Annotated in this window: 16 protein-coding genes; 13 read left to right on the top strand and 3 right to left on the bottom strand. The window is 27.6% G+C overall.

What is annotated here, in order from left to right; translation table 11 throughout:
* Positions 1 to 22: 22 nt before the first annotated feature.
* Positions 23 to 190, top strand: coding sequence for a DnaJ-like cysteine-rich domain-containing protein (locus tag ACYUEX_RS09125; RefSeq protein ID WP_411170560.1), 168 nt, complete (start codon positions 23 to 25; stop codon positions 188 to 190).
* A gap of 159 nt (positions 191 to 349) precedes the next feature.
* Entirely contained in the window at positions 350 to 1,642 is a 1,293-nt protein-coding gene (locus tag ACYUEX_RS09120; RefSeq protein ID WP_460287756.1) for a hypothetical protein, read from the top strand.
* 66 nt (positions 1,643 to 1,708) lie between these two features.
* Here the strand turns inward: ACYUEX_RS09120 and ACYUEX_RS09115 are convergent, their stop codons facing one another.
* Positions 1,709 to 1,888: a hypothetical protein gene (locus tag ACYUEX_RS09115; protein WP_411170562.1), complete on the bottom strand. Its 180-nt coding sequence runs from the start codon at positions 1,886 to 1,888 to the stop codon at positions 1,709 to 1,711.
* A gap of 37 nt (positions 1,889 to 1,925) precedes the next feature.
* On the bottom strand, positions 1,926 to 2,561 hold the full coding sequence (locus ACYUEX_RS09110) for a GerMN domain-containing protein (protein WP_460287754.1): 636 nt from the start codon (positions 2,559 to 2,561) through the stop codon (positions 1,926 to 1,928).
* Between the two features lie 238 nt (positions 2,562 to 2,799).
* Here ACYUEX_RS09110 and ACYUEX_RS09105 point away from each other — a divergent pair, with 238 nt between their 5' ends.
* The 3 genes from ACYUEX_RS09105 to ACYUEX_RS09095 all read left to right on the top strand — a co-directional run bounded on the left by ACYUEX_RS09105 (position 2,800) and on the right by ACYUEX_RS09095 (position 5,690).
* Complete coding sequence (locus ACYUEX_RS09105; protein WP_460287753.1) at positions 2,800 to 4,008, top strand: DUF6398 domain-containing protein; 1,209 nt, start codon at positions 2,800 to 2,802, stop codon at positions 4,006 to 4,008.
* Between the two features lie 169 nt (positions 4,009 to 4,177).
* Entirely contained in the window at positions 4,178 to 4,960 is a 783-nt protein-coding gene (locus ACYUEX_RS09100; protein ID WP_411170565.1) for a flagellar motor protein, read from the top strand.
* Position 4,961: 1 nt separating this feature from the next.
* Positions 4,962 to 5,690 carry a flagellar motor protein MotB gene (locus ACYUEX_RS09095; protein WP_460287752.1) on the top strand — a complete coding sequence of 243 codons (729 nt, stop codon included), beginning with the start codon at positions 4,962 to 4,964 and terminating at the stop codon, positions 5,688 to 5,690.
* A gap of 55 nt (positions 5,691 to 5,745) precedes the next feature.
* Here the strand turns inward: ACYUEX_RS09095 and ACYUEX_RS09090 are convergent, their stop codons facing one another.
* On the bottom strand, positions 5,746 to 6,633 hold the full coding sequence (locus ACYUEX_RS09090; protein WP_460287751.1) for a hypothetical protein: 888 nt from the start codon (positions 6,631 to 6,633) through the stop codon (positions 5,746 to 5,748).
* A gap of 501 nt (positions 6,634 to 7,134) precedes the next feature.
* On the opposite strand from ACYUEX_RS09090, the gene ACYUEX_RS09085 reads away from it, so the two are divergent.
* The 8 genes from ACYUEX_RS09085 to xdhA all read left to right on the top strand — a co-directional run bounded on the left by ACYUEX_RS09085 (position 7,135) and on the right by xdhA (position 16,906).
* Positions 7,135 to 7,473, top strand: a complete 339-nt coding sequence (locus tag ACYUEX_RS09085) for an arsenate reductase family protein (RefSeq protein ID WP_411170568.1) — start codon at positions 7,135 to 7,137, stop codon at positions 7,471 to 7,473.
* 21 nt (positions 7,474 to 7,494) lie between these two features.
* Positions 7,495 to 7,908, top strand: a complete 414-nt coding sequence (locus ACYUEX_RS09080; protein WP_460287750.1) for a hypothetical protein — start codon at positions 7,495 to 7,497, stop codon at positions 7,906 to 7,908.
* Between the two features lie 490 nt (positions 7,909 to 8,398).
* Positions 8,399 to 8,623 (top strand): hypothetical protein, encoded by a 225-nt coding sequence (locus tag ACYUEX_RS09075; protein WP_411170570.1) that lies wholly within the window; start codon positions 8,399 to 8,401, stop codon positions 8,621 to 8,623.
* Between the two features lie 119 nt (positions 8,624 to 8,742).
* Entirely contained in the window at positions 8,743 to 8,997 is a 255-nt protein-coding gene (locus tag ACYUEX_RS09070; RefSeq protein ID WP_411170571.1) for a hypothetical protein, read from the top strand.
* Between the two features lie 423 nt (positions 8,998 to 9,420).
* Positions 9,421 to 10,776, top strand: a complete 1,356-nt coding sequence (locus tag ACYUEX_RS09065) for a uracil-xanthine permease family protein (RefSeq protein WP_460287749.1) — start codon at positions 9,421 to 9,423, stop codon at positions 10,774 to 10,776.
* Between the two features lie 329 nt (positions 10,777 to 11,105).
* Positions 11,106 to 12,461 (top strand): uracil-xanthine permease family protein, encoded by a 1,356-nt coding sequence (locus ACYUEX_RS09060; RefSeq protein ID WP_460287748.1) that lies wholly within the window; start codon positions 11,106 to 11,108, stop codon positions 12,459 to 12,461.
* A 195-nt stretch (positions 12,462 to 12,656) separates the two neighbouring features.
* Positions 12,657 to 14,417 (top strand): sigma 54-interacting transcriptional regulator, encoded by a 1,761-nt coding sequence (locus tag ACYUEX_RS09055; protein ID WP_460287747.1) that lies wholly within the window; start codon positions 12,657 to 12,659, stop codon positions 14,415 to 14,417.
* A gap of 197 nt (positions 14,418 to 14,614) precedes the next feature.
* Complete coding sequence (xdhA, locus tag ACYUEX_RS09050; RefSeq protein WP_460287746.1) at positions 14,615 to 16,906, top strand: xanthine dehydrogenase molybdenum-binding subunit XdhA; 2,292 nt, start codon at positions 14,615 to 14,617, stop codon at positions 16,904 to 16,906.
* The last annotated feature ends 4 nt before the right edge of the window (positions 16,907 to 16,910 follow it).

Below are 16,910 nucleotides of genomic sequence, written 5' to 3'. Positions count from 1 at the left end.
ACTAATAATAGGAGGCGAATCTGTGGAGGTTAATAAAGATATTTATATGAATGAATGCATTAGCTGTAGCGGAACTGGCAGAATAAGCTGTGATTGTGGTACAGAAAAATCACCTAATCTAAGATGCGTAACATGTAGTGGAGAAGGTAGTTTTAAATGCCCAGTTTGTGATGGAGAAGGAGCATTTTAATTTAAACCTAAAGAAAATAAAAAAATATGTCTAACAATTAGTTGCAAGTTATATTATAGGTAGGGTACTCCTACCTTATTTTTTTATTTAAAATAACAAAATTTATTATAGTGTAATAGTATGTATTGTAATAATAATTAAAAAGAGGTTGCTATATTAATGTATATAAAAGATTTATTAAGAACTGAATTAGAAGTACCCAATCAAAAGAGTGTAATAATAACTAAAATCGGTAACGTAAAGGGAAAGAGAGAAGAAGATATTATTTATTTATTAGGTAATGTAGAGGGAAAGGGGAAGAATGCAGTTTATAGTAATATGCAAATTATAGTTTCTGACGGAGAAAATGGAAGTATGATTGATATAAACTTAAGAGAAATAAGAGGGTATAATCCTAAAATAACTTTAGAAAACTTTAAAATTGATAAGAATAAGGAAATACTATTTACAATAGAAGATAAAGAGAATAATGGCTATATAATAGGAGAAATGTATTCATTAGATAGTGATAAAGAAGTGAAAATATTTGATACAGGCTACTATAAGAGAGGAGAAATTTATCAAGTATTATATCAAGATAATTATAAAGTTAATTTAGTAGATATAAATACTAATATAAATTACTTAATAGATATAAGTAAAAAAGATAAAGCTTATTTAAATAACATTTATGACTCTAATGGAAAGTTGAAAAAGGAGATATTTGGAAAGGTTTTGCCTGTATCTGAAATAAGTCCTATAAATTTAAGTAGGAATGATAAAATAGATATTTTATCAATACAAAAGATAATAGGAATAAATGAAAATGATATCTTAGGAAATTTAAATTGCATTTTAAGCTTCAAAGATACAAAATTTGAAAAAATAAATTCTTTTGTTACTATATTAGGAGAGAAAAGGCCTAATTCATTACTTAGATGTGAGGAAAAAGTATTAAGTAATATAGGTGGAAAAGAGTATATAGATTTTTCAAAAGTTGAATTTATAGAATCAGAAGTTATAAAGGACAACTTAATAGAGAGAACAATAGAGAAAGAATTTTTATTAAATCCAGAAGAAGATAAAGTTACTTATTTATATAATAAAGTAAATTTAAAGGATAGTGATAGTTATCAGGTTTTAGTTTATTTAGAAGGACCTAGATTTTGTACTGAAAGAGGGGCAACTTTAGCTGTATTAGATAAAATAAATAATGAGTATAAAGTAATATCAAAAATAAGTAATGCAACAAGCCCTATAATTATTTCGGAAGACAAAACTAATGAATATAGAAACTTAATACTAAAAGTACTAGATAATGAGAGAGAGGATTTTAGAGTATTAAAGTTTAATGGAAATGCATATCCATTAGATCCTATAAAAGAAGAAAGAATAAAAAAAGGTAAAAAGATAAAGGGAATTGCAGCTATATCAGATGATTTATTTTATACAAGAGGAATTGAGTATAAATAAAAAAATAAGTTTATATCATTAAATTAATGATATAAACTTATTTTTAGTAGTATATTTATTATAGAGTTACTTAATGTCATAAAGTCTTTCAGCAGATAGATCTCCACAATGAGGACAAGTGGTATCTAAAGGACCATCTCCCGCACAAGCTTCACAATAAATATCATAACAATGAGTGCATTTATAAACTATATCGCCTTTAGTTGTATTACCACAATTAGGGCATTTGCTTTCATCATATCTCATTTTAAAATCTCCTTAGTTAGTATTTAATTATTAGATATTATTTACTTAGTTCAACAGTATTGCTTAAATCAACCTTAAATGCTTCTCCATCTTTCATCAAAATATGACCTGAGCTATAAGGTTTACCTTCTAATGTTATTATAACGTTTTTTATATTGAAATAATTACCAAATGTATTACATATAGCATTAAGAGTACTTGACTCAGCTCCACCACCTAGGTTTTGAGCTTTTACAAAGTTAGAAGAAAAATTCAATGTTATACAATCCTTATCTTCGTCAACATTAGCTGATATAAGTGAAATGTCTGTAGATATTGATGATGCAACCTCGTCATTAGGAGCCTTTTTTAATTCATTGACCAAAGCTGTTGCAACTGCTTTATTTTTTATTTCAATAGTTTTATTTATATAAACTATCTTATCATTAACAGCATCGTAATAATATATTTTAGCATTATCATTTATTATTTCTGGAGGAGTATTATTATTCTCTTTATTAATTGTATCATTTTTAGCTAAATTATTCTTATTGACATTAATTTTAGATGAATTATTTTCATTTACATTAATATTAGAGGTTGTATCGTTTTTAGCTGGAGTTTTAGGAGTACAAGAAATTATTGAAAAAGGTATAAATAATAATAGTAATGTAGCTATAATGTTCTTTTTCATTCAAAATTCCCCCTTTGAAATTATCTTTCTTATATTATAGCATAATTCGGCAATTGTTACAAATTTACAAAATTTTAATTATAACTAATAGCTAAAAATTCTATTATTTGAAAAAAGTATTAATATAGAATATAATATAAAACGTTGGCTTAAATTATTAATTAAGTAATAATCATTAAAGATGAGAATTAATTTACGGGATTCCAAATACCATAAAGGAAAGAGGAGAAAATAAGTAATGCAAAAAACATCTAGGGTAAATAATGAAAGATATTTAGAAATAATGAGTGCTATTGAAGAGGTTTGTAAAAAAAGCTTAAATAAAAAATATTTGTTTCTTGCAGAGAACTTATGTAAAGAAATATGCAAATTAGAGACAACTTCTATAAATAAAGGAAAAGCAAATTCATGGGCTTGTGGAATTGTACATGCTTTGGGATTAAAAAATGGACTATTTACAAATAAAACAGAAATTAATATTAAAGCTGGGGATTTATATAAAATATTTAATGTAAGTAGTAGTACAGGGCTTTCAAAATCGAAGGAAGTAAGATCATTAATAGATATAGAAGATGAAAAATGGTTATTAACTTCTTTAAAGAGTGAAGTTGGTGAAATAGAAGATAAAGAAGAAAGTAAAGAAATTGTAAAAAAGTTAGCATTAGATGAAGTCTGTGTTTCCCAAATGGAAGTTAATATTAAAGAGGATGAAGACTTAAAAAAAGCTAATAAATTAGCTAATGAAGCATGGAACCAAAAGAATTATAATAAGAAAGTTAAGTTAGCTAGAGAAGCATTAGAAATAAGTAAAAATTGTGCAGAGGCGTATATAATACTTTCATATGATAACTCATTAAATATAAAAGAACAAAAAGCTTTAGTAATTAAGGGAATAGAAGCTGCTGAGAATGTTATAGGAAAAGAAAATCTAAAAGATTATATTGGAAAATTCTTAGATTTAGAAATTACTAGGCCTTATTATAGTGCAAAATATAGACTTGGAAATTTACTTTGGAGTATAAATGAAAAATTAGAGGCTATAAAAGAATTTAATGATTTAATAGAGTTATGTCCAGAGGATAGGCTATTAATAAGAGGCATATTGCTTTCTTGGCTCATCTCAGAGAGTTTAGATGAGGAGGCGGAGAATCTATTAGAAAGGTATAAGGGGGATTATTTATCATCTACAAAGTTTTCAAAGGCACTTTATTTATTTAAAGTTGGTAAAAAAGATGAGGCAGAGAGGGCATTAAGAATCGCGAATGCTTCTAATCCATTTGTTATAGATTATATTATAAAACAAAAAAGAATTCCTAAAAACCCACCAGAACTAAAGAGTCTAGGTTCGGAAGAAGATGCAATATACTATATGAAAAATGCAGAAACAGCTTGGGATTCAGTTCGTGGAGCAAAGGAATGGGTTAAGGCAGTTAAGAAAAAACTATAAAAATTTTAAGCTATTGTGTATTATAACGATAAAATTAGTTAGTGCACAATAGTTTTTTTTTATGCAATAAAATGGACTTAAATGGATAAAAAACAGCAGAAAAATGAAATTGATATATGAAAATAAAGAATATATAATTTAGAAGATAAATTTATATGGATGGTGAAATATGGACATTACGATAATAATTAGTATAATATTTGCATTTACTTGTATCATTTTAGGATTTATATTAGAAGGAGGAGCTTTAGGAGCTTTATATCAATTTACAGCTTTATTAATAGTTGTAGGAGGAACGATAGGGGCTATTGGAGTTGCTTTTCCAGGAAAAATACTAAAAAGATTTCCTAAAGTTATTGCAATTGCATTTAAGAAGAGAGAAAGCAGTATTGTAGAAAATGTAGAATTTTTTAAGGAGATTGCAGTTAAAACAAGAAAGAATGGATTACTTAGCTTGGAATTAGACCTAAACAATCCTAACATAGATATTTTTATAAGAAAGGGCTTACAAATGATTGTAGATGGAATTGATCCAGAAATAATGAAAGGATCATTAGAAACTATGTTAGAGCAAATATCAGAAAGACATCATCAAGGAATTTCTATTTTTGAAGCAGCAGGAGGATATGCTCCTACTATGGGAATTATAGGAACAGTAATGGGACTAGTTCAAGTTCTGGGTAATTTAGATGATCCAAGCACTTTGGGGCCTAAAATTGCAGTAGCATTTATAGCAACGCTTTATGGTATAGGGACAGCAAATTTATTGTGGCTTCCAATAGCTAATAAACTAAAAATATTAAATAGTGAAGAAATAATAGAAAAAGAGATGTGTATAGAAGCACTATTACTTGTACAAGCTGGAGCTAGTCCAAGTTCTATAACAAGTAAATTAGAAGGTTTTTTAACAGAAGAAGAATTGAAAAAGCTTAAAGCTGGTGAGGAAAAATAGTATGAAAAAAAGAGTAGAAAAACCAGAAAATCATGAAAGATGGCTACTTACATATTCAGATCTTATAACGTTACTTATGATATTTTTTGTGGTACTATATTCAGCTTCAACTGTAAATGAAACAAAATATAAACAATTAGCTACTTCAATGGGAGCAGTTTTTACTGGTGGATCAACGGTGTTAGGGAGTGAGGAGAATTCTGGAAGTTCAAGTGATAATGCTGGTGAGTTAAAACCGTTAGTTCAAACAGAAGAAGAAAAATTAAAGGGAATAGAAAATCAAATTAATGATATAGTAAAAGATTTACAGTTAGAAGGAAGCGTATCAACTAGTATTGAAGAAAGAGGTCTTATTATAAGCTTTACAGATAGTGTGTTTTTCGATAGTGGAAAAGCAGATATAAAAGACGAATTAAAACCTAAGCTTATTTCTGTATCAAAGATTTTAAATAAAATTGATAACTATGTAAGAGTGGAAGGACATACAGATAATATACCTATAAATAATAGTGATTTCCATTCAAATTGGCAACTTTCATCTGTTAGGGCCTCTAATGTAGTTGAATTTTTAATAAATTATGGAGAAATTTCTCCAAATAGATTATCTGCTGTAGGTTATGGCGAATATAGAAGTATTGCTGATAATAATACAGAAGAAGGAAGAGCAAAAAATAGAAGAGTTGATATACTTATTTTAAATAATAAATTTGATGGAACAGAAGTAAATTAAAATTTAATTAAAAGCACTGTAAAATATTATAATTTTACAGTGCTTTTAACAAATTCTATAAATTATATAACTCTATAATATTAAAGAGTAATTTATTATATCCCTGACAATAAGATATAGAAATAGGCATATTATCTTCATTAACTAGATAATCTATATTTCCAGAATCATTTTTGAAATATAAATCTAATAGTTTTCTAAAATAAATGGAGTTACACCCATCATAAATCTTAGCCATGATTAATGAACTAGGATAAAAAGATATATCATTAAGCTTTTTATATATTAAATAATAAGTTATAGAAATAGAAGTTTTTTGTATTTGTCTATAATCATATTTTTTTATATTATCAAAATCATTTATTAAGCCTTCAAAAAAAGCAAAGGAAGACGAATGAATAGTTAAAAGATCTTTATTCAAAAAACTTAATAGGGAATTAGTGTAGAAAGATATATTGTTTAAGAATTCCCATAAATTATTAACATCAAAGCTTTCTAGAGTTATATTTTCAGAAATTTCCATATGAATGTCAGTAAGAATTCTTTTACTTTCACAAGAAACTTCAGCGTTTCCACAAATAGTAGCATTTCTAATTAAATCAAAAGCAATTCTATTATCTTCTTTAGATCCAATTGCATATTTTCCATCACTATTAAAGAAATTAATTGTGCTTATAGAAAGATGAATTAAAGAAATTAAAGCTAAGTATGATAGGTTTACATAAGTAACTCCTATACAAAATAATACTATAAAAGCTATAAAATCAAATATAGGACCAATCCAAAGAAAGATTTTTAATCTTTTTAAAAGTATATTATACTCTAATTTAGAAGAAATTTTTATTGAATCAAAATGCAATCTACTAGTTATATCACTCTGTATTGATGGTCTTAATTTAAGTTTTATTTTAGAATCTTTTCTGTATATGGTAAAAGGAATCATATAATAAAAAGAGCACTTAAAACCTAAAATTAGAGATACTACATAGTGACTAAGTTCATGTAGAAAAAGAATTATATATTCTATAATAAAAATTTTTAAAGTTATAATAAGATACTGCAAAATCATCACCCTTAAAATTCATCTTAATTATTAATATAGAGTATTATATAAAAAAAGTGATAGTTTTTAGGAAAATAAATCAGCATTAAGAAAGCATAAAAAGTATGTAATAGCTTTCTTAATGCTGTATAGAAAATCTACTCTCTAGCTTATTAAATATGAAGAATAGTAAAATGTCCAAAATATAATTTAAAAAGCTGTGAGATAATAGATATTTGCTATTAAACCTTATAACCAAGCTTTTTAATCAAGGATTTAAATAATACAAATAATAATTCAGTACTATAAAATAATATTAAGTATATTAATGTATTATTCCTATTTTATATAAAAAATAATTTTATGGTATAATAGATTGAAGTTTAAAAGGAGATGAAGAATATGAATATACAAATATTTGGAAGAAAAAAATGCTTTGATACTAAAAAGGCAGAAAGATATTTTAAAGAGAGAAAAATAAGCTTTCAATTCATTGATATAGATTTAAAGGGATTAAGTAGGGGAGAGCTAAATTCTGTAAAAAAGCAAGTTTCCATAAATGAATTAATAAATCAACTAGCAAAAGAATATAAAGGCTTAAATTTAGATAAAATTAGAAGTAGCGAAATGAAAGAAGAAATTTTATTAGAGAATCCTAAACTATTTAAGTCTCCAATAGTAAGAAATGGTAATATGGCTACTATTGGATATAAAAAAGAAGTTTGGGATACATGGAAATAAAATAAACTAAGGGTGAAACAAATGATTAAATTTAAAATACAAAAAGATAAAAATGAGGAGCCTATTTTTAAAATAAGAATAAAGAATGAAGAGTTAGTTAATTATCCTTTTTTAAAGAGAGCTATAATTGAAGCTAAAAAGATAAAAGGAAGGTATAATTATCAAGTTCCACTTAGGTATTTTGTGCCTTTAGTAAATAATATAAATAAGGACAACTTATGTATAGATAAAGATAGTAAACTAGAGTTTTTTGAGTTTTGGGACGATTTTGAAGAAAAATATTATGCAAGTTTAACCGCAACTCCTAAGTTTATGAAATTATGGAGAGAGGAAAAATGCCCTAATATATTTAAAATTAAAATAGATATAGAAAATCTGACTTTAAGTAAAGAAATTGCATTTAAGAAAATAAATATTAGATTTGGAGAAATATAAAAAAGAATCAATGCTATATGCTTTGATTCTTTTTTATATAATTAATGAAGGAGATGAATTTATATGGATTAGCCATAAAGCTAATAGCTATCTTTAATTATATGAATATAAATATATAATTGTTACATATAAAAATAGTATTTCTAATAATTTTGATTTAAGTTATAAACTTTTATTTAAATTAATTTTTATGGTATATATATGTTCTAATTAACATTCCGCATCATCTACGGTTAAATTAAAATTAATAGTTAAAAGTCAAAATATAAGTTTAATAGCGAATTAGAATCAGATATATTTTTAAATTTTACATATATAGGTTCTTTAAAGTCATCTTATAACCATATAACTTACAATAATTGAAATAATATATTAAATGTAGAAACTTTAATAGAACCTATATATATGATTTTCAATAAATTAAAAAATATATATAATTATATAAATGTGCTATAATATAGATATATTTTTACGAAAGGCAAAAGTAATTATGAAGAATTTAATTAAACTATCAAACATACTAATTACTATAGCAATAGTTATAAGTTTATATGGTTTTTATAAAATATATGAAGTAAGACAACATCTACCTGTTGGAGCATGTCCGATTGAGGATAATAGACCTATATTATACGTAGGAATTTTCTTTATGATATTATCTATAATTGTATCTTATATAGAAGATACAAAATTAAAAAAGAAGATTAAACATTAAATATATTAAGATAGAGGGTAAGGGAAAATTTGAGACAACGAATTGAAAGAAAGTACATAATAAAAAAAATTAAAATCCTTATTGAGTTTTGTAAGAACGCTTTAGATTTATATAATTTAATGAAATTAAATTATGTAATAGAGATAAAGTTAGGAGAAGACTATTTATATGAAAAGGGAGATAATCTAGCCCAGACTTTAGAAAATTATTTTGTTGAAGAAGGTTATGATATAATAGTTGAATGCTATACAGAAGATAAAAATTCATATTTAATAATAGATTGTGAAGATGAAATAGATAATATGTGGGATGTAGTTAGTTTTATATATAGGTTGCTAGTTAAGCTTAATATAAAGCATGAAATTATTTGGTAATATCAATATGATAAAAAATTATTAATTTGATATAGATAAATTAATAAATAAATGTAAGGAAACTCGCTATTTATAAGTTAATTTAATTATCATTTTAATACTTTGTGTAATCTATTAAAAATAGTATAAGTGACTGAAAAGACTGAATATTAAGTAAATTTTAAAGGGCTTTTAAAGTTTGGCATACTTATTGCTTTTGTAATAAGTGAAACTTTAAAGGCTCTTTTAAGTTATAGAAATTTAAAACATATAGCTATGTGAAAAAATAATGTCAAAAAAATTTAAACGGTTACAAAAGTGGTATAAAAGAATAAGTCTATTATCAATCCGAGAATCCATTCTCGTTTTGATAATAGTTATTATATTCTCGAGTGATGTATTAAGTTTAAATTAATAAGTTTACATGAGGGGGAATATATTATTATGTTAGAAATGGGTAAAAGAAAAGCTAAGAGCACTTCTATTTTTGAGGTAGATGGAACACCTTCATTAAAAAAAGCAATGCCATTATCGTTACAACATTTATTAGCTATGATAGTTGGAAACGTAACACCTGCTATTATAGTTTCAGGAGTAACTGGGTTAAGTTTAAGCGATAAGACTCTTTTAGTTCAATGCTCACTATTTATGGCAGGAATTGCAACATTAATGCAATTATATCCTGTATGGAAGCTAGGTTCAGGATTACCAGTAGTAATGGGAATAAGCTTTGCATATGTACCAACGCTAACAGCCATAGGTTCAGCCTATGGAATAGAAGCTATATTTGGAGCACAGTTAATTGGAGGATTTGCAGCTATATTAGTTGGAGCATTTATAAAGCCTTTAAGAAAGTTATTTCCTCCTTTGGTAGCTGGAACTGTTGTATTTACAATAGGGTTATCTCTATATCCAACAGCTATAAAATATATGGCTGGAGGAGCTACTGCAAAGGATTTTGGATCGCCTATTAATTGGACTATAGCTATAGTTACATTAGTTGTAGTTTTAATTTGTAATCATTTTACAAAAGGATATGTTAAGCTAGCATCAATATTAATAGGGATAGTTGTAGGATACATTTTTTCTATAGTTATTGGCAAAGTTGATTTTACAGCAATTACTGAAGCGGGATGGATTCAGGTTCCTACCCCATTGCATTTTGGGATGAAATTTATGCCTTCTGCAATAATATCTATGGTTATAATATATATAGTTAATTCTGTGCAAGCTGTAGGAGATTATTCAGCTACAACAGAAGGGGGACTTAATAGAGAACCTAAGGATACTGAATTATCAGGAGGAATAATGGCAAATGGAGTATCAAGTATAATAGGTGCATTTTTTGGAGGGCTTCCAACTGCTACTTATAGCCAAAATGTTGGAATAGTTGCAATGACAAAGGTTGTTAGTAAATTTATAATAATGATAGCAGCTGTATTTATGTTAATTGCAGGTTTTATACCTAAATTTGGAGCATTAATCACAACAATACCACAAAGTGTTTTAGGTGGAGCTACCATAATAGTATTTGCTATGATTACTATGACAGGAATTAAAGTAATTATTAAAGACGAACTTTCAAGTAGAAATATGAGCGTTGTAGGTCTTTCTGTTGCTCTTGGAATGGGTATAACACAAGTTCCAGGTGCTTTAGATACTTTTCCAAGCTGGGTTAATATGGTTTTTGGAAGTTCACCAGTAGTAATAACAACTTTATCAGTAATACTATTAAATTTAATACTACCAAAACAAACTATAGAAGAAGAAGATAAAGAAAGAAGCAAAATAGAGATATAAAATAAAAGACTATATATAGAACTAAAATTTTATGTATAGTCTTTAATAGTTTATAAATAAATATAAGAATATTTTAAAGTTATAGTATTTACTATTTTTAACTTAAGTGAAGCAAGCTTTAAAAATCCTTTTGAATTATAGAAATTCCAAACATATATATGTAAGAAAAATAATATTAAAAGGAATTTAAAAGGTTATGAAATACAAAAATAATATAAAAGAATAGCGTTATTATCAAAATGAGAAGAAAGTTCTTCAGTTGATAATGATGATATATTCTCGAGTGATGTATTAAATTATAAATCTTACATGAGGGGGAATATATTATTATGTTAGAAATGAGTAAAAGGAAAAAGAGGAGTACTTCAGTCTTTGATTTAGATGGAGTTCCTTCGCTAAAAAAAGCAATGCCCTTATCATTACAACATTTACTAGCTATGATAGTTGGAAATGTAACACCAGCTCTTATAGTTGCAGGGGCAACTGGATTGGATTTAAGTGATAAAACTCTTTTAGTTCAATGTTCATTTTTCATTGCAGGAATTGCAACGTTGATGCAATTATATCCTGTATGGAAGATAGGATCAGGATTACCAATGGTAATAGGAGTAAGCTTTACTTATGTACCGACATTAATCGCTATAGGATCAACCTATGGAATAGAAGCTATATTTGGAGCTCAGCTGGCTGGTGGATTTGTAGCTATATTATTTGGCGCTTTCTTAAAACCTATGAGAAAATTATTTCCGCCACTAGTTGCAGGTACTGTTGTATTTTCTATAGGATTATCTTTATATCCAACAGCTATAAGATATATGGCTGGAGGAACAGATGTAAGTGATTTTGGATCTCCTATTAATTGGGCAATAGCTATAATTACATTAGTTGTAGTTTTGTTTTGTAATCATTTTACAAAAGGATATGTTAAACTAGCTTCAATATTAATAGGGATAATTGTAGGTTATATCATTTCCATGATTATGGGAAGAGTTGATTTTACAGCAATTTCAACTGCAGCATGGATTCAAGTTCCTACTCCGTTTCATTTTGGAATTAAGTTTATACCTTCAGCTATAGCATCTATTAGTGTAATATATATAGTTAATTCTGTAGAAGCTGTAGGAGATCTTTCAGCTATAACAGAAGGAGGACTTAGTAGAGATGCTAAAGATACTGAGATATCAGGAGGAATCATAGGAAGTGGTGTAGCCAGTGTACTTGGTGTGCTTTTTGGAGGGCTTCCAACAGCTACTTATAGTCAAAACGTTGGAATAGTTGCAATGACAAAAGTTATTAGTAAATTTGTAGTTATGATAGCGGCTTTATTTATGTTAATTGCAGGTTTTATACCTAAATTTGGAGCATTAATTACAACAATACCTCAAAGTGTCTTAGGAGGAGCAACTATAATAGTGTTTGCTATGATTACAATGACAGGTATTAAGATAATAATTAAAGATGAATTGTCAAGTAGAAACATGAGCATTGTAGGACTTTCAGTTGCTCTTGGAATGGGAGTAACACAAGTTCCTGGAGTTTTAGATGCATTTCCAAGTGGGGTGAGCATGGTTTTTGGAACTTCACCGGTAGTAATAACGACTATATCAGTAATATTATTAAATTTAATATTACCAAAGAAAACTATAGAAGAAGAAGAAATTGAAAGAAGTAAAATAGAGGGATAGTATTATACAAAGGCTGTACATAAGCGTGAATTAAAGCTTTGTGTATAGCCTTTAATATATTATAAATTAAAGGCATATGATAATTATAAAATTTACAAAAAGGTAATTAATGGCATGGGAATTGCTATTAATTATATATAAGTAAAATATTAAAATATTTAACTTATATTATAAAACTTAAAGAGGTGTTTAGATATGTCATCTATATTGAAAGAAATTCAAGGTGCTGTAATGAAATACATCAATATAGTAGAAAAAATACTTATGGTAGATGTAGAAGTAGTAGATGAAAACTTAATAAGAATTGCAGCTACAGGCGCATATAGAAATAGGATAGATAAAGATATATCGAAGCAAGGATATGCTTATAGAGAAGTACTAAAAACAGGAGAATTTAAAGCTATAACTGAACCTGGTAAAGATAGCATTTGTAGAAATTGCATAAAAAGAGGAAAGTGTGAAGAAGTTTTTGAAATGAGTACTCCAATAAAATTACAGGGTAGAATAATAGGAGTTATAGGCTTAGTTTGTTTTAGTAAAGAACAAAAACATCATATAATGGAAAGATTCGAAAACTATAGGGCTTTTATGGAACAAATAGCAGAATTTATAAGTACTGCGGCCTATGAAAATATACAACGAAAAAGAGAAGATGTAGTAGTAAAATCTTTAAATCTAATAATAGATAAAATGGATCAGGGAGTAATGGTATTAAATAAAAATGATAAAGTTACTCATATAAATTCAAAAGGTGTAGAACTTATAAAGCATGTAGATAATTTTTTTGCATCAAAGGTAGTTATAGAATCAACTGGTGATAGTTTATTTCAAATGGAAATTTACAAAGTTTCCATAGGAAATCAAAGCTTTCAATTTATAGGCAATATTTTTTCTATGGGGATAAATGATAAGCAATTTGATAAGATATTTATTTTTAGAGATTATAAAGGTTTTAGAGATGATATCTCAGAATATACTAATATAAAAAAGGTTATTAAGACAGAAAATATATTAGGACAAACTAAAATTATGAAAGAGCTAAAGAATAAAGTGAAGAAAATAGCACTTTCAACTTCTACAGTATTAGTTACAGGGGAAAGTGGTACGGGAAAAGAGGTTTTTGCTAGAGCTATACATAATGAAGGAAATAGAAAAACTAAGGCTTTTGTAGCCATAAACTGTGGAGCAATTCCAGATACACTATTAGAAAGCGAATTATTTGGTTACGTTAAAGGAGCATTTACTGGAGCAGACCCTATGGGGAAAATAGGTAAGTTTGAGCTTGCTAATAAAGGAACAATATTTTTAGATGAAATAGGAGATATGCCAATTTATCTTCAAACAAAGATTTTAAGAGTTTTACAAGAAAGAAAGATAACAAGAGTAGGATCAAATAAAGAAATAGATATAGATGTTAGAGTAATTGCAGCAACAAATAAAAATCTAAAGGAACTTATAAAAGAAAATAAGTTTAGAGAAGATTTATATTATAGATTAAATGTTATTCCATTTGAAATTCCAGCATTAAGAGACAGAATAGATGATATAGAGATATTAATAAGCTTTTTTATAGAAAAGTACACAAATCTTTTAGATAAGAGTTTTAAATCTATAACAATTACTGAAGAAGTAAAAAAAGCTTTTTATAGCTATTCTTGGCCAGGAAATGTTAGAGAGTTGGAAAATACTATAGAATTTATAGTTAATATGATAGGTGTAGATGGAATAATAGATAAGGAAGTTATACCAAAGAATATTTTATCAGCAGAAAAAGCACAATTATTTATAGATAGAGAGGATATTATACCATTAAAGGAATTAGAAGAAATAGAAATAAAAAAAGCACTAGATTTATATGGTACTACCACTGAAAGCAAAAAGAAGATAGCACAAAAATTAGGAATAGGAATAGCAACTTTATATAGAAAAATAGAAGAGTATAAATTATTAAAGTAGAAGATAATTTTATCATAAAGAAATTACAGCAAATTAGTAAATAAAAAGCTAATAAAGTTATTTAGAGGTGTTGGCTTTTTATAAAATAAATATAAGTAATAAACACAATAAGCAAGCATTGACAGGATATATATAGCAATAAAATTTTATATATTCTAGTTATGTAAATAATTACAAAAAATTTGTGGAGGTGTAAAATGACTTACAAAGTAATAGGGAGTAGCGTAAATAGACTAGATGCAGTTGCTAAAGTAACAGGTAAAGCTAAGTATGTAGACGATTTTTTTGAAAGAGATATGCTAGTTGGAAAAGTTCTAAGAAGTCCTTATGCACATGCTAAAATAAAAAGTATAGATGTTGGAGAGGCTAAATTATTAGAAGGAGTAGAAGCTGTAATAACTTATAAGGATTTACCAAATATTAAGTTTGGAACAGCCGGACATCCATGGTCTTTAGAGGAAAGTCATAGAGATATTGAAGATAGGTTAATACTTACTGATAAGGCAAGGTTTGTTGGTGATGCAGTAGCAGCAGTTGTAGCAACTGATGAAATAATAGCCGAAAGAGCTTTAAAACTTATAAAGGTTGAATATGAAGTTTTACCTCATATTATAAAGCCGGAAGATGCTATAAAAGAAGGAGCTCCAGCAATACATGAAGAAATACCTAATAATATTTTGAGCCAAATGGGATCAGAATCAGGAAAGGTAGAAGAAGACTTTAAGAATGCGGATAAAATTTTTGAAGGTACCTTTGAAACTAGCATGGTTCAACACTGTCAAATGGAAAACCACAGTGCATATGCTTATGTTGATGGAGAAGGAAGAATAGTTGTTGTATCATCAACTCAAATCCCTCATATAGTTAGAAGAATAGTTGGGCAAGCTTTTGGGATACCTTGGGGAAAAATAAGAGTAATTAAACCATATATTGGAGGTGGATTTGGTAACAAACAAGACGTAGTTCTTGAACCACTAACAGTAGCAATGAGTTTGGCTGTGCATGGAAGACCAGTAAGATATGGATTAAGTAGAGAAGAATGTTTTATAGATACAAGAACTAGACATGCTATGAAATTAAAATTCAAGACTGCAGTATCAAAAGAAGGAAAATTACTTGGAATATATATAGAGAACTTAGTTAATAATGGAGCCTATGCTTCACATGGTCATTCAGTTACCATGAGTGCAGGAGGAAAATTTAGACCATTATATGATTTTAATTCAATTAAATATAATCCCAAAACAGTTTATACAAATCTACCAGTTGCAGGAGCTATGAGAGGATATGGTGCACCTCAAATGTTTTTTGCCATAGAAAGCCATGTTGAAGATATAGCAAGAGAATTAAATATAGATCCTATAGAATTTAGATTAAATAATTTAATAAGTGAAGGCTATGTAGAACCAGTTAGTAAGAATATAGCAAGAGCTTTTGCTTTGCCTGAATGTATTAAAAAAGGAAAAGAGCTAATAAAATGGGATGAAAAGAAAAACTTATATAAAAATCAAAGTGGAGACAAAAGAAAAGGAATAGGAATGGCTTGCTTTAGCTATTTTAGTGGAACACATCCAGTTGCTTTAGAGGCAGCAGGAGCAAGAATAGTTATGAATCAAGATGGTTCAGTTCAGTTACAGATCGGAGCAACTGAAATAGGACAAGGTAGTGATACGGTTTTTGGTCAAATGGTAGCAGAAACTTTAGGATTACCTATGGATATGGTACATGTTATAAGCACTCAAGATACTGATGTAACTCCTTTTGATACAGGGTCTTATGCATCTAGACAAACTTTTGTTTCAGGAGCAGCAGTAAAAAAGGCGGCATTAGAAGTAAGAGATAAGGTTTTAAACTTTGCAAGTTCTAAGTGTGGATTAGAAAAAGAGGCTTTAGACCTTGAAAATTGCAATATAATAGAAAAAGAATTAGGTAGAATTGTATGTTCATTAGAAGAAATTGCTATGGAGTCCTATTATGACAGAATAAAATCCTGCCCTATTACAAGTGATACATCTGTTAATGTTAGAAGTAATGCAATAGCCTATGGAGTTACTTTTACAGAGGTCGAAGTAGATATAAAAACAGGACAAATAGAAGTTCTAGAAATATACAATGTTCACGATTCAGGTATAATTATGAACCATAAGTTGGCAGAAGGACAGGTTCATGGTGGAGTTAGTATGTCATTGGGATATGCTTTATCAGAACAAATGTTATTTGATGAGAAAACTGGAAAACCATTAAATAATAATTTGCTTGATTATAAGTTACAAACAATAATGGACACTCCTAATATAGGGTCAGACTTTATAGAGAAATTTGAACCAGCAGCTGGTTTTGGTCAAAAATCACTAGGTGAAAATACAACAATTTCTCCAGCGCCAGCAATACGTAATGCAGTATTAGATGCAACAGGAGTTTCATTTAACAAAATTCCGATGAATCCTCAGTCAGTTTTTGAAAGATTTAAGGAAGTTGGACTAATATAAGGGG

The organism is Clostridium sp. CTA-7, from assembly GCF_054768095.1.
The sequence above is the reverse complement of the archived record's forward strand: the minus strand, read 5'-3'. Positions and strand labels throughout refer to the sequence as shown.

Excerpts from the sequence above, each read along its gene's own strand:
- ACYUEX_RS09120 (WP_460287756.1), top strand. The coding sequence starts at position 350 with ATGTATATAAAAGATTTATTAAGAACTGAATTAGAAGTACCCAATCAA.
- ACYUEX_RS09115 (WP_411170562.1), bottom strand. The coding sequence starts at position 1,888 with ATGAGATATGATGAAAGCAAATGCCCTAATTGTGGTAATACAACTAAA.
- ACYUEX_RS09110 (WP_460287754.1), bottom strand. The coding sequence starts at position 2,561 with ATGAAAAAGAACATTATAGCTACATTACTATTATTATTTATACCTTTT.
- ACYUEX_RS09105 (WP_460287753.1), top strand. The coding sequence starts at position 2,800 with ATGCAAAAAACATCTAGGGTAAATAATGAAAGATATTTAGAAATAATG.
- ACYUEX_RS09100 (WP_411170565.1), top strand. The coding sequence starts at position 4,178 with ATGGACATTACGATAATAATTAGTATAATATTTGCATTTACTTGTATC.
- ACYUEX_RS09095 (WP_460287752.1), top strand. The coding sequence starts at position 4,962 with ATGAAAAAAAGAGTAGAAAAACCAGAAAATCATGAAAGATGGCTACTT.
- ACYUEX_RS09090 (WP_460287751.1), bottom strand. The coding sequence starts at position 6,633 with ATGATTCCTTTTACCATATACAGAAAAGATTCTAAAATAAAACTTAAA.
- ACYUEX_RS09085 (WP_411170568.1), top strand. The coding sequence starts at position 7,135 with ATGAATATACAAATATTTGGAAGAAAAAAATGCTTTGATACTAAAAAG.
- ACYUEX_RS09080 (WP_460287750.1), top strand. The coding sequence starts at position 7,495 with ATGATTAAATTTAAAATACAAAAAGATAAAAATGAGGAGCCTATTTTT.
- ACYUEX_RS09075 (WP_411170570.1), top strand. The coding sequence starts at position 8,399 with ATGAAGAATTTAATTAAACTATCAAACATACTAATTACTATAGCAATA.
- ACYUEX_RS09070 (WP_411170571.1), top strand. The coding sequence starts at position 8,743 with ATGAAATTAAATTATGTAATAGAGATAAAGTTAGGAGAAGACTATTTA.
- ACYUEX_RS09065 (WP_460287749.1), top strand. The coding sequence starts at position 9,421 with ATGTTAGAAATGGGTAAAAGAAAAGCTAAGAGCACTTCTATTTTTGAG.
- ACYUEX_RS09060 (WP_460287748.1), top strand. The coding sequence starts at position 11,106 with ATGTTAGAAATGAGTAAAAGGAAAAAGAGGAGTACTTCAGTCTTTGAT.
- ACYUEX_RS09055 (WP_460287747.1), top strand. The coding sequence starts at position 12,657 with ATGTCATCTATATTGAAAGAAATTCAAGGTGCTGTAATGAAATACATC.
- xdhA (WP_460287746.1), top strand. The coding sequence starts at position 14,615 with ATGACTTACAAAGTAATAGGGAGTAGCGTAAATAGACTAGATGCAGTT.